Origin of the sequence: Dactylosporangium maewongense, from assembly GCF_039531485.1 — a bacterium.
Lineage (GTDB): Bacteria > Actinomycetota > Actinomycetes > Mycobacteriales > Micromonosporaceae > Dactylosporangium > Dactylosporangium maewongense.
Map to the genome: position 1 here is coordinate 253,073 of NZ_BAAAQD010000003.1, position 13,968 is coordinate 267,040.

The 13,968-nt window shown below is 74.0% G+C and carries 6 protein-coding genes; 5 read left to right on the top strand and 1 reads right to left on the bottom strand.

Features of this window, described 5'->3' with window-relative positions; genetic code table 11:
* Nucleotides 1-3 precede the first annotated feature (3 nt).
* Nucleotides 4-3,444 (bottom strand): ATP-binding protein, encoded by a 3,441-nt coding sequence (locus tag ABD332_RS10865; protein ID WP_344501682.1) that lies wholly within the window; start codon nt 3,442-3,444, stop codon nt 4-6.
* A 441-nt stretch (nt 3,445-3,885) separates the two neighbouring features.
* Between ABD332_RS10865 and ABD332_RS10870 the strand changes: the two genes are divergently transcribed.
* The 5 genes from ABD332_RS10870 (at nt 3,886) to ABD332_RS10890 (ending at nt 13,887) form a co-directional block, all read left to right on the top strand.
* Nucleotides 3,886-6,135 (top strand): alpha/beta hydrolase family protein, encoded by a 2,250-nt coding sequence (locus ABD332_RS10870; RefSeq protein ID WP_344501683.1) that lies wholly within the window; start codon nt 3,886-3,888, stop codon nt 6,133-6,135.
* Between the two features lie 217 nt (nt 6,136-6,352).
* Nucleotides 6,353-9,835, top strand: a complete 3,483-nt coding sequence (locus ABD332_RS10875) for an AAA domain-containing protein (RefSeq protein ID WP_344501684.1) — start codon at nt 6,353-6,355, stop codon at nt 9,833-9,835.
* Between the two features lie 97 nt (nt 9,836-9,932).
* Nucleotides 9,933-11,537: a hypothetical protein gene (locus tag ABD332_RS10880; RefSeq protein ID WP_344501685.1), complete on the top strand. Its 1,605-nt coding sequence runs from the start codon at nt 9,933-9,935 to the stop codon at nt 11,535-11,537.
* Nucleotides 11,538-11,589: 52 nt separating this feature from the next.
* On the top strand, nt 11,590-11,982 hold the full coding sequence (locus ABD332_RS10885) for an SRPBCC family protein (RefSeq protein ID WP_344501686.1): 393 nt from the start codon (nt 11,590-11,592) through the stop codon (nt 11,980-11,982).
* On the top strand, nt 11,983-13,887 hold the full coding sequence (locus ABD332_RS10890) for a beta-galactosidase (protein WP_344501687.1): 1,905 nt from the start codon (nt 11,983-11,985) through the stop codon (nt 13,885-13,887).
* Nucleotides 13,888-13,968: the final 81 nt, after the last annotated feature.

Consider the following 13,968-nt stretch of genomic DNA (forward strand, 5'->3'; position numbering starts at 1 on the left):
CCGCTAGGGCTTCGCCAGGGTCGCCAGCTGCGCGTCGCTGGCCGCGACCAGGTGCGCCGCGCCGAGCCGAGCGTGCGCGGCGCGGGCCGATCGGGCGTGGTCCAGCGCCGCGTCGCGGTCGCCGAGCCGGGCCGCCAGCTCGGCGAGGACGAAGTGCATCGAGCCCCAGGTGGCGCATCCGCTGCCGACGGTGCAGAACCGGTCGGCGAAGGGGGCGATCTCGTCGTACAGCTCGCGCGGGTCGGGCGTGCCCAGGCGGGCCGCGATCAGGCCCCACTGAAACGCCACGAACTCCCAGCCCCACAGCTGCTCGCGCGCCGTGCCCCAACGCTCGACCAGCGCCCGGGCCAGGCCCTCGTCGCCGGATTCGCAGGCGGCCAGCACGGCCGTCGGGCGCAGCAGCGAGTACGGCGGCTCGTCGGCGCAGCGCACCAGCTCGTCGCGCAGCTCGCTCTGGCGGCCCTGGAAGCGGCGGATGGTGTACAGCAACGCCAGCCGGATCCACTGCGCGCCCCACAGGCTGGTGTGCTCCTGCAGCGCGAACGCCTCACCCACCAGGCGCTCGCCCTCCGTCCAGCGGCCGGCCAGCATCGCGCGACCGGACTGCGCATACCGCACCTGCGCCGGCAGCACCGGCGTGCGGATCCCCTCGACCAGCCGCACGCAGCGGGCCAGGTCGGCGTCGAATCCCGCGATGTCGCCCGCGATCACCTCGGTCATCATCCGGTGCAGCCGCGCGGTCGCCTCGACGGTCGGTGGCAGCGGCGCGATCGTCAGCAGCTCGTCGACCGCGGCGCGGCGCTCCGCCTCGCGGTGCGGCACCCACGCGGCGTTCCAGTAGTTGTTCAGCGTGCGCGCCAGCAGCTCGGGGTCGCCGAGCTCGCGCGCCAGCCGCACCGCCTCCGCGGCGTGCGCCTCGCCGACCTCACGGTCGGGGCTGTGGTACAGCTCGACGGCGAGCGTGCCGAGCAGCACCGCGCGCCGGTAGCGGTCGTCCGGGTCCAGCCGGTCCAGCTGTTCGCGCAGGATGCCGGTCATGCGCTCGTCGACGGTCAGGTACGGCCGCCACAACCACAGGGTCACCCCGCCGAACAGTGTCGCGGCGTCCATCGCCAGCCCGTCGTCGCCGAGCTGCCGGGCCAGGGTCAGCGCCTCGTCGAGCACGGTGCGGGTGCCTGCCACGTCGCCCGCGGCCCGCCGCGCGACGCCGAGGTCCACCAGCAGGCGGCACCGCTGCGTGGCGGCGCCCGGGCGGGTCGGGTCCAGCGCGCCGAGGGCGGACTCCAGGTACCGGGCGGCCTGGTCGTAGGCCAGCTGCGCCATCGCCACCTCGGCGGCCCGGGTCGCGTACCGCACCGCGCGCTCCGCGACGCCCAGCCGCGCGGCCATCGTGAAGTGGTGGACCAGCCGCCCGAGCAGGTCCGGGTCGTCCGGGCGGTCGAATGCCTCCAGCGCCTCGCCGACCTGCCGGTGCAGCCGCGCCCGCCGCAGGCGGCTCAGCCCGCCGTAGACCGTGTCGCGCACGATGGCGTGGGAGAACCGGTAGTCCCAGCCGTCCGGCACCTCCAGGAGCACGCTGGCTTCGACCGCTGGCTCGAGGTCCGCCATGACGTCCTCGCCCCGGTCCTCGGTGGCCGCCTCCAGCAGGAGCGGGTCCACGTCCCGCCCGATGACCGCGGCGGTCTCCAGCAGCGCGCGGGTGCGCTCGGGCAGCCGGGACAGGCGCCGGGTGATGACGTCGCGCACCTTCTCCGGCACGCCGGTCCCGGCGACCGCCTGCGCGCTGCCCCACCCGCCGGGGTGCTCGCTCTCCAGCAGCCGCAGCAGCTCCTTGAGGTAGAACGGGTTGCCGCCGGTGCGCTCCAGCAGCGCGGCCGCGACCGCGCCGCCGGGCCGGTCCCGGTACCCGGGCGCGAAGCCGGCCGTGTACTCGGCGATGTCGTCGGCGGTCAGCGCGCCCAGCCGCAGCCGCTCGGCGCCGCGCTCGTTGGCCAGCAGCGCCAGCGTCTCGCGCAGCGCCGGGCCGGCGTCGGCCGACTCCGGGCGCAGCGTGGCGAGCACCAGGATCGGCAGCCGGTGCAGCGCCGGCGCGAGGTGCGCCAGCAGCTGCAGCGATGAGGCGTCGGCGACGTGCAGGTCGTCGACGACGACGAGCAGCGCTCGCGCGGCGGCGTGCGCGCGCAGGATGTCGCCCACCGCCTCGTGCAGGTGAAACAGGGCGGTGTCCGGGTCCTCGGCGCGCCAGCGGTTCTCGCCCCGCCCGGTGAGCACGTCGAGCAGGTCCCGCACGGCGTCGGTCTCCGGCAGGGCGCGCAGCACCTGCGTCCACGGCCAGAAGGCCGGCGTGGCGCTCGTTTCGACGCACCGGCTCCACGCCACGTCGAGCCCGGACTGGCCGGCGAGCTCGGCCGCGCGCTCGGCCAGGCGGGTCTTGCCCAGGCCTGCCTCGCCCGCGACGAGCAGCACGCCACCGGCCCCGCCGCGGGCCAGCTCGATGCGCTCGGCGACGCGGCGGACCTCGCCGCTGCGCCCCACGAGCGGCTCGGCTGCCTGGTGCCCTGCCGGTGCCGCGGCCTGCTGTTCCGCCGCCGGTGTGGCGGCCTCGGCCGGATGCCGGGCCGGTGCGGCGGCGGTCCCGGCGACGGTCAGGGCCTCCCGGGCAGGCGGCGGTGTCAGGGACGGGTCGTGGCGCAGGATCGTCGCCTCCAGCGCGCGCAGCTCCGGCCCGGGCGGCAGCCCCAGCTCCTCGTCGAGCAGCGCGCGGGCACGGCGGAACGCGGCCAGCGCGTCGGCCTGCCGACCCTCGCGGTACAGCGCGAGCATGAGCTGACCCCACGACCGCTCGCGGAACGGCCGGCGGTCCAGCAGCGCCTGCGCCTCCGCGATCGCCGCCCCGTTGCGGCCGGTGCCGAGCCGGACGTCGACCAGGTCCTCGTGCGCGGCGTCGCGCAGCTCGTGCAGGTGCGCCACGGCCGCGGCGGCGAACGCCTCGTCGGCGAGGTCGGCCAGCACCTCGCCGCGCCACTCGCCCAGCGCCTCGCCCAGCAGCCGCTCGGCCGCGGGCAGGTCGCCGCGGCCGAGGGCCTGGCGGGCGGCCTCGGCGCGGGCGGCGAAGCGCACCGCGTCGATCTGCTCGCCGTCGACCGCCAGCAGGTATCCCGGATCCCGGGTGAGCAGCACCGCTGGCGGCGTGCGCGGCGGCCGGTCCGGCTCCAGGACGCGGCGCAGCTGCGAGACGTACGCCTGCATCGTGCCGGTCGCGCTCGCCGGTGCCGCGCCGGCCCACAGCCCCTCGACGATCCGGTCGACCGAGACCACCCGGCGGGGCTCGAGCAGGAGCATCGCCAGCACCGCGCGCTGTTTGCGGGCGCCGAGGTCGATCGGCTCGTCGCCCGGCGTCCGCGCCTCGAGCGGGCCCAGGATCCGGAAGTCGAGCCGCGCCACCGGGCCACGATAAGCCGTCCCGCCGAGCCGGCAGATCGGCCGAGCGATCCCCGAACCGGCTCCGGACGGACGACGCGTCGCCCCCGATGAACTGACGGCCACTCAGCATTTCGAGAGATGGCCTATTGCCTGATATCAGTTGTGACCTTCGAAACAATGCTGTGCGGCGCGGTAACCCGGGCGTTTCTTTATCGGCGAGCTCCTGGAACAGGTCATTCGTATTTTCCATTTCGCGCTGAAGCTTTCAGTGCGAAATAGGGAGAGTCGCATATGGTCCGTTTCGCACCCCTTCGGGGTCGAGTCCGGCTTCCGTCCGCAATACTCGCCGGCTGCATCGCCGCAGCAGGCCTTTTCGTATCTTCCGCCGCCGCGGACCCCGGCGACGAGCCGATCGGCTCCAATGGCTTCACCGTCGACGCCTTACCCGACGGCGGCGCGCGGGTGACGCTGCGGCTCGACGAGCCGCTGCCGGTCCGCGACGCCGTGCCGGAGCTCGCCGTCGACGGGCGCGTCATCGGGGCGGCGAAGGAATCGGCCGACGGGCTGAGTCTCATCGTGGAGACCACCGACGCCACCGTCGCCACCGCACAGCGCGTCGACGTCGCCTGGAACGGGGTGGTGCCCGGATCCAAGGCGGCGCCGCCGCGGTCCGCCGCCGCCCCCACCACGCCCAAGGGCCTGCTCAAGAAGCAGCTGTACACGGACCCGGCGCAGCCCGGTCCGTTCCAGGTGGAGCGGATCGACTACGACCTCGGCGACACGGCGACGACGCTGCCCGGCCTGAGCGACCTGCCGGCCGAGATCCGGGCCGCGGTCTACGCACCGGCCGGCGCGAAAGGCGCCCGCCCGGTCGTGATTTTCCTGCACGGCCGCCATTCGGCCTGTTACAACCCGGTCAGCCGGGCGACGAACAACACCAATTGGCCGTGCGCGGCCGGGTTCATTCCGATCGACAGCTATCTCGGGTACAACGAAACCGCGCAGGCCCTGGCCACCCACGGGTACGTGGTCGTGTCGATCAGCGCCAACGGCATCAATGCCAAGGACGCCAGTTTCACCGACGACAACGGGGCCGTGGCCCGCGGGCAGCTGGTCATGGACCACCTGGACCTGCTGGCGAAGTGGTCCACGACCGCGGGGCACCCCCTCGCCGGCCGGCTGGACCTGTCGAACGTCGGGCTGATGGGGCACTCGCGCGGCGGCGAGGGCGTGGTCGAGGCCGCGCTGCTCAACGCCGAACGGCAGCACCCGTACGGCATCAGGGCGGTCCTGCCGCTCGCCCCGGTCGACTTCGGCCGGCCGACGCTGCCGGACGTACCGATGGCGGTCCTGCTGCCGTACTGCGACGGCGACGTCTCCAACCAGCAGGGCCAGCACTTCTACGACGACACCCGGTACTCGGTGCGGGACAACGTGCTGCGGTCGTCCCTCATGATCATGGGAGCCGACCACAACTTCTTCAACACCGAGTGGACGCCCGGCGTGTCCGTCGCGCCGTCCAGCGACGACTGGTCGCCGGCCAACGACGAGGTGTGCGGCAGCGCCAGCCCGGCCCGGTTGACCGCCGCCGAGCAGCGGGCCGTCGGCACCGCGTACATGGCCGGCTTCTTCCGGCTCGTGCAGGGCGGCGAGACGGTGTTCCTCCCGCTGTTCGACGGCACGAACGGCACGGTGCCGTCGGCGGGCCGGGCCGTCGTCCACGCGCAGGCCCAGCAGCCCGGCTCGCGCCGGCTGGACCTCGCGCCGCTGGAGCGCCCGGCCGGCAACGTCTCGGTCTCCGGCTTCGACCTGGGCGCGTACTGCTACAGCGTGGCCGCGCGGGTGCTCCCCGGGGACACCCCGTGCTCGGCGACCACCGCGACCTCGAAGATCCCGCACTGGACGCCGGCGACGTTCGCCCCGTCGGTGCCGGTCAGCCCGGTCCTGCGGCTGCAGTGGAGCGCGGCGTCGGTGTCGCCCGAGGTACGGGTGGCGCTCGGCCCGGGCGAGTGGAACGTCACGAAGTACGACGCGCTCACCTTCCGGGTGGCCCGGGACGAGGCGGCGGCCGGCGACGTCGACCTCGCGGTCACGCTCGTCGACAAGGCGGGCGGCACCGCGACCGTACGGGTCGGCGACGTCAGCCCGGCGCTCACCCCGTTCCCGGCGTCGACGAACACGGCCAACGGGATCAGCCGGCTCGGCAAGACCTGGCTGCGCACGGTCCGGCTGCCGATCGCCTCGCTGTCCGGGGTGGACCTGACCAGCGTCCGCTCCGTGATCGTCCGGCCGGCCACCCCGTCCGGCGGCGCCTACCTGTCCGACGTCGCGTTCGACACCCCGGGTGTCGGCGGCGGCGTCGCCACCCCGGCGGTGCTGGTCAGCATCGCCGACACGACGGTCTCCGAAGGCAACGGCCCCGGCACCGCGACGATGCGGCTGTCACTGAGCGGCAAGCTCAAGGAGGCGGCGACCGTGCAGGTGCAGACGGCCGCGAGCGGGTCCTCCTCCGCCGGCCAGGTGCCACTGCTGTCGTTCCCGGTCACCATCCCCAAGGGCGCCACCGAGGCGACGATCCAGATCCCCCTCACCGGCAACACGGTCACCAACACCGCGTCGCTCCGCTACAAGATCACCATCTCGGCCCCCACCGGCGCCGCGATCGGCGACGGCTTCGCCTGGCTGACGGTCCTCGACGACGACGCAGCCTGACGCGAACCCACGCGGTGGGGCCGACGCGACCCGTCGTCCCCACCGCACCGCCCGTCCAGATCGCAGTGCTCGATCCGCCGCCTCGGCCCCGTTGGGCGAACCCGGCCGCGCAGGCTTGGACGAACTCATCGGCGTCCGGCCACAGGTTCTATTGCATTGATGGCTGCTGTTGCGGAGGCGATTACGATCTGGGGCGTTAAGGAAGCGATGGGTTTGGATGGGGGTTGGGGTGGAGGCGCGGCGGGCGCGGGTGGTGGAGTTCTGGCAGACGGTTGAGATGTTCAGCCCGCAGAGGGTGGAGAAGGTCGACCGCGAGCAGCTTGTGTTCGGGGTGCGGGCGGGGCAGGCGTTGCCGTGGGAGCCGGGGCATGAGCTGGCGCGGCGGAGGTTGCGGGCGAACCAGGCCTGGCGGCATGTGGTGTACCTGGGGGTCTACCGGCTCGACGAGGTGTTCGAGGTGCTGGCGCGGGTGTTGGAGCCGGACCCTGACAGTTACGACGAGCGGCCGGGTGGGGAGAGTGCGTTCGCCGCGTTCGTGGTGGGTGAGGACGGGCGGGCGGTGCCCGGTTCGGAGGTGTTGTCCAGTTGTGCCTGGGCGACCGGGCGGGTGCTGGGCGAGGGGCCGGCGGCGGACTGGGTGGCGCGGTTCGAGCAGGCGTCGAGGGCGTTCGGCGAGCTGTGGCGGGAGGTGGTGACCCACGAGTCCGCCGGGCCAGAGAACGCTGAGAACCATGAAAATGCAGGGGACGACCGGCCGGCGCGGGTGCTCGGGATCGAGGAGCTCGGCGCCTGCCTGGAGCTGGCGGTCGCGGTGGCGGGCACCGGTGACGCGCTGCCGGGGGTGGAGATCCGCGTCAGCAGTCAGATCGTGGCCCGGCGGAGCGCTGACAACGTGAGCGGGCACGAGTTCCTCAACAGCTTCATCGTGAGCGACCTGGCGCTGGTCGCCGGGCAGGTGGCGAAGGGCGACGACGGGGTCGCGCTGCGGGAGTACCTGCGGCCGGGGAGCGAGATCGCCGTCGCCGGGCGGGTGGACGTGCGGGAGCGGATCGAGCACGTGTTCGCGGCGACCGCACCGGAGACGGTGCCGGCCGGGCGGTGGCCGAGCGACCCGGGGCACGCGTTGGCGTTGAGCCAGCAGCTGGCGGTCAACAGTGCGCTGGCGCTGGGCGGTACCGACGCAGACGCCGGAATCGTGGGGGTCAACGGGCCTCCGGGGACGGGCAAGACGACGATGCTGCGGGATCTGATCGCGGCGCTCGTGGTCGAGCGGGCCCGGCGGCTGGCCGCCCTGCCCGACCCGCGGCAGGCGTTCAGCGGGCGGCAGCTGCGGTGGAAGACGGGCAACTACCACCGCGTCGTGAGCGCCTGGCGGGCGGACCTGGTCGGCTTCGAGATGGTGGTGGCCTCGGCCAACAACGGCGCGGTGCAGAACGTCACGGACGAGATCCCGGCCGCCGGCGCGATCGCCGGGTGCTGGCGGGAGCGGGCGGCCGCGGTGGACTACTTCCCGCAGGTCGCCGGGGCGCTGCTGGCGGCGGAGGGTGAGGCGCCGGCGCCGGACGCGGCGTGGGCGCTGGTGGCGGCCCGGCTCGGGAACAAGAGCAACCGCGGGCGGTTCGTCAACGCGTTCTGGTACCACACGCCGGACGACGATCCGCCCGACGAGGCGTGGTCCGGGCTGCTGGCCGTGCTCAAGGGCTACGAGCAGGACGCGCCGGAGCAGTCGTGGAAGGAGGCCGTGGCCGGCTTCCGGGCCGCCGAGGCGCGGGTGGAGGCGATCCGCGCCGAGCGGTCCAAGGCGTACGGCGCCGTCGTCGAGCGGATCGAGCTCGACCGCGAGATCGCCCGCCTGGCCGCGGCGACGCCGGTCGCGGCCGCCAGGGTCGAGGGCGCCAGGCAGCGGCGCGAGACGGCGGTGCGGGTGGAGCGCGAGCGGGCCGCCGAGGCGGAGCGGATCGCGCGGGAGCGCCGGCTGGAGGCCGAGCGGGCCGCCCTGCGGCGCCGGGAGGAGGCCGCGCGGGTCGCCGGCGAGCGCCGGGCCGAGGCCGAGCGGATCGTCGCCGGACGGGTGGCCAACGCCGAGCGCTCGCTGCGCGCGTGGGAGGCCGAGGTGGGCCGGCAGTGGCAGGTCCGGGCCGCGCACCAGCAGGCCCGGCCGGGCTGGTGGGAGTGGCTGCGGACGCTCGGCGCGGCGAACGGGCGCTGGGCGGCGCACGACCGGTGGCTCGACGCCGAGATGGGGGCCGCCCGGCGCGAGCTGGAGGTGCGGCAGGCCACGCTGGCCGCGGCGCAGCGGGACGCGGACGCGGCGTGGCGGGCCCACGAGGTCGCGAGCCGCGAGGCGGCCACGGCGACGGCGGTGCCCGCCCCGGACGTCACCCACGAGCCGCTGGTGGCCGCGCGCCGGGAGCTCGCCCGGGCCGACGAGGAGGTCACCGCGGCCAGCCGGGCCCTGGCGGCGACGGAGACCGCCTGGCACGCCGCCCGGGGCCGGCGCGCCGCCGTCGTCGACCGGCTCGCCGGCTTCGCGGCCGCGCTCGGCCGGCACTTCCCGGACGACGCGTGGTGGACCGACCGCGAGCGCCGCGAGCCGGCCGCGCTGTGGACGGATCCGGAGTGGAACACGGCGCGCAGCGAGCTGTTCCTGGCCGCGCTCGCGCTGCACCGGGCGTTTCTGCGGCACGCGGCCACCGACGTACGCCGGAACCTGCAGGCGGCCATGGACGTCGTCAGCGGTGAGGCGCCACGCGACCTCGCCCGGGACGCCGCGCTCGCCGCGTGGCAGAGCCTGTTCTTCGTCGTGCCCGTGGTGTCCACGACGTTCGCCTCGTTCGCCCGGCTCTTCGGCCACCTGGGCAGGGAGTCGCTGGGCTGGCTGCTCATCGACGAGGCCGGCCAGGCGACCCCGCAGAACGCCGCCGGGGCGCTGTGGCGGTCCCGCCGCGCCGTGGTGGTCGGCGACCCGCTGCAGCTGGAGCCCGTCACCATGCTGCCGTTCCGCGCCGAGCAGGCCATCCGGGCGGAGCTCGGCGTCGACGAGGAGTGGCTGACCAGCCGCACGTCCGTGCAGCGGCTGGCCGACCGTCTCACGCCGCTGGGCACCAGCCTGCCCGCCGACGGCGACGACGAGATCTGGGTCGGCGTCCCGCTCACCGTGCACCGCCGCTGCGACCGGCCGATGTTCGACATCGTCAACGCCATCGCGTACGACGGGCTGATGATCGACGGTACCGGGACTGCGGCCCGCGACCGGTTCGCCGCCGAGTTCCCGACCCTGCCCGAATCCAAGTGGATCGACGTCGCCGGTGCCGACGCGCAAGGCCACTGGATCCCGGACGAGGGCCGCCGGCTGGACCTGGTCCTCGGCGTGCTCGACGAGGTCGGCGTCGACATGTCCGAGGTGATGGTCATCGCCCCGTTCCGGGACATCGCCCGGCAGGTCGCCGCCCGGGCCCGGCGGTTCCCGGGGCTGACCGCGGGCACCGTGCACACCGCCCAGGGCAAGCAGGCCGACGTGGTGATCCTCGTGCTCGGCGGCAACCCCGCCCGCCCCGGCGCCCGCCGGTGGGCCGCGAGCCGCCCCAACCTGCTCAATGTCGCCGTCAGCAGGGCCAAGCGCCGCCTGTACGTCATCGGCGACCGCGAGGCGTGGTCGGCGCAGCGGTACTTCAAGACGCTCTCCGCCGACCTGCCGTAAACCTTTCGAAAGGCCTGGGGTTTCCCCGGGGGTGCGACCTACGGTCGCGGCCACACCCCACCCTGGGAGGACTCCCTTGCACAGAAGACTGGGCCGTTTGGCCGCGACGCTGGCGGCGGTGGCCGTCGTGCTCAGCTCCGCCGGGACCGCGCAGGCGACCGACGGCGGCGGGGACCGGCGCCGGCCGCTGTCGGCGGTGAACCTGCCGTCCGGCGACAGGGTGCTGTTCTACCTCGGGCAGGACAGCAGCACCCTGGCGGACTTCGACACGGCGGTGCTGGACACCGACCGCGGGTTCCCGGTGCCCGCGGGCGTCACGCTGTACACGAACCTCGTCGGGGCGCCGATGAGCGGGATGTTCCAGCCGACCAACTACGGCGCCGGCGACAACGACTTCCCGGCCACGCTCAACACGTACGGCGGCGGGATCGCGGTCGGGTTGTTCCTGTCGGACCCGTCGCAGACGCCGCTGAAGGCGCTCGCCGGCACCGCCGACCAGGCGACCGTCACGCGGTACCGCAAGTGGCTCGACGAGTTCATCACGTACTTCGACCGGACCGGACGGGACGTGTTCCTGCGGATCGGCTACGAGTTCGACGGCGCGTGGAACGCCTACGACCCGGAGCTGTACAAGGAGGCGTTCCGGTACATCGCGCGGCGCATCGACCGGCTCGGGGCGCGGCGGATCGCGACGGTGTGGCAGTCGGCGGCGTGGCCGCGGGTCGAGCAGGCGCCCTACGCGCCGACCGCCGCCGGGCACTGGAAGCAGTGGTACCCGGGCGACGAGTACGTCGACTGGGCCGGGCTGTCGCACTTCTACGGCGAGCGCTTCGACCGCTACCAGTGGGCCTGCGAGACGCCGGGCAACGTGGCCGCGACGCCGCTCGCGGTGCAGGAGTCGCTGCTGAACTTCGCCCGCATGCACCGCAAGCCGGTATTCGTCGCCGAGTCCGCGCCGCAGGGCTTCGACCTCGGCAACCTGACCGCCGGCTGCATCTTCGTCGACCCTGCCACCGGCGGGCCGCGGGCGACCGTGCCGGTCACCGCCGAGCAGATCTGGGACACCTGGTACGCGCCGTACTTCCGGTTCATCGAGCGTAACCGCGACATCGTCCGCGGCGTCGCGTACATCAACACCGACTGGGCGAGCCAGTCGATGTGGAACTGCCAGCCCGGCGCCTGCGCCAACGGGTACTGGGGGGACAGCAGGATCCAGGCGAACCCGCTGATCCTGCGCCGTTTCCGGGCCGAGATCGCCAAGCGCCTCTACGTCCACGGCCCGGACCGCGTCCGCGGCTTCGAGCCGCCGGACTTCTCCGGCCCCGGCCGCTCCGAGGGCGAGTATGCGGACCTGCCGCAGGGCGGGTCGACCGGCATCGCCGTCGCCGACCCGACCGCCTCCAACGACAGGACCGCCCTGGTGTACGCCAACGGCGCGTCGATCGCCTTCGACCACGTCGGTCGCGGCCCGTCCATCGACCTGCGGTACGCCACCGTCACCGGCAACGTGCAGCTGACGGTGCTCGTCAACGGCGCCGCCAGGTGCACGCTGCGGCTGCCGAACCAGGGCAGCGCCACCGCGTGGGCGACGGTCACGATCCCGGTGCCGGTGCCCGACGACGCGGCGGTGACCCTGCGGCTGGACAGCGGCGACGTCGTCTGGGTCGACTACATCACCCCGGGGCAGCGCAACCGCCGCTGACATCTGCCCGGCGGGGCCGAAATTGTCGTACCCGCCGGGCAGAATCAGACCCATGATGGAGTCCCGACACGTCAGCCGCAGCATCAACCGATCGGCAGGGGACGTCTACGCATACGCGTCGAACCCGGCGAACCTGCCCGCCTGGGCGCCGGGTCTGCTGAAGTCCGTCGAGTGGGTCGACGGGCAGTGGGTCGCCGACTCGGACATGGGGCGGATCCTGCTGGACTGGGCGCCGGACAACCCGTTCGGCGTCATGGACCACCACGTGACGGTGCCGTCCGGCGAGACGTTCTACAACCCGATGCGGGTCACCGCCAACGGGGCGGGCAGCGAGGTCGTGTTCAGCGTGCGCCGGCAGCCGGGCATGACGGACGAGGAGTTCGACCGGGACTGCGCGGCGGTCCAGGCCGACCTCGACGCCCTGGCGAGGATCCTGGAAAGTTAGATGCTCGCGTACGGGGGCGACTACACGCCTGAGCAGTGGCCCGAGGAGGTCTGGGCGCAGGACGTCGAGCTGATGCGGGCCGCCGGGGTCAACCTCGTCAGCGTCGGCATGTTCAGCTGGGCGCTGGTCGAGCCGGCCGAGGGGCGGCACACGTTCGAGTGGCTCGACCGGGTGCTGGACCTGCTGCACGGCGCCGGGATCCGGGTCGACCTGGGGACGCCGACCGCCGTGCCGCCGCCGTGGTTCATCCGGCGGCACCCGGGCACGCGGCTCGTCGACCGGGCCGGGCACGTGTTGGGGCAGGGCGGCCGGCAGAGCTTCTGCCCCAGCTCCCCCGACTACGCGCGGGCGTCGCGGGCGATCGCCGAGCAGCTCGCCCGGCGCTATGGCGGGCATCCGGCGCTTGCGCTGTGGCACGTCCACAACGAGTATGCCGGGGTCAACGCCCACTGCTACTGCGACACGTGCGCGGCGGCGTTCCGCGGGTGGCTGCGCGACCGGCACGGCGACCTGCCCGCGTTGAATGCCGCGTGGGGCACCGCCTTCTGGGGTCAGCGGTATGGCGACTGGGAGGAGATCGACCTGCCGCGGCTCGCGCCGACCGCCGTCAATCCCGCCCAGCAGCTGGACTTCCTGCGGTTCTGCTCCGACACGCACCTCGCCAACTACCGGCGGGAGCGCGACGCGCTGAAGCAGCACTCCCCCGGCGTTCCGGTCACCACCAACTTCATGATCGCCAACTGCAAGTGGCTGGACTACTGGAAGTGGGCGCGTGAGGTCGACGTCGTCGCCAACGATCACTACCTGACCGCCGAGCGGGACGACCGGCACGTCGAGCTGGCCATGTGCGCGGACCTCACCCGCGGCCTCGCCGGCGGCGCGCCGTGGCTGCTCATGGAGCACTCGACCGGCGCCGTCAACTGGCAGCCGCGCAACATCGCGAAACGCCCCGGCGAGCTGGCCCGCAACAGCCTGGCGCACGTCGCCCGCGGCGCCGACGGGGTGCTGTTCTTCCAGTGGCGGGCGTCGCGGTCGGGTGCCGAGAAGTTCCACTCCGCGATGCTGCCGCAGGGCGGCACCGGCACCAGGATCTGGCGCGAGGTCACCGAGCTCGGCGAGCGGCTCGCCGGCCTGGGCACGGTGCGCGGCACCCGGGTCGCGGCGGACGTCGCCGTCGTCTGGGACTGGGAGTCGTGGTGGGCGCTCGAGCTGGAGTGGCGGCCGTCGGTGGACCTCGCGTTCCGTGAGCGGGTCGAGGCCTACTACGGGCGGCTGTGGCGCGACCACCTGACCGTCGACTTCGTGCACCCGTCGGCCGACCTGGAGCGGTATCCGCTGGTCGTGGTGCCGTCGCTGTACCTGACGACCCCGGCCGCCGCGGCGAACCTCGACCGGTACGTGTCCGGCGGCGGGACGCTCGTCGTGTCGTACTTCTCCGGCATCGTCGACACCAACGACACCGTGCCCGACGGCCCCTACCCGGGCGCGCTGCGCGACCTGCTCGGCCTCACCGTCGAGGAGTTCCTGCCCCTGCGCGCCGGCGAGCGGGTCACCCTCAGCGACGGATCCACCGCCGACGTCTGGGCCGAGCACGTGGTCCTCGCGGGCGCGGAGACCGTGCTGTCCTATGTGGACGGACCGGCGCCGGGCGGCCCGGCCGTCACCCGCCACCGGCACGGGCGGGGCGTCGCCTGGTATGTCTCCACCCGCCCGGCGGATCTCGGCCCGCTGCTGTGGCAGGTGTACGACGGAGCGGGGCTGCGACCCCCGCCGGATCTCCCGGACACCGTCGAGGTGGTGCGCCGGCCGCCGTTCCTGTTCGCGATCAACCACGGCGGGACCCCGGCCGACGTGCGCGGCGTCACAGTCGAGCCCGGCGCCGTGACGGTCATCGACGAGAGCTGACGATCAGGGCGGCCGTTCCTGTTCGCGACCGACCACGGCGGGACCCCGGCCGACGTGCGCGGCGTCACAGTCGAGCCCGGC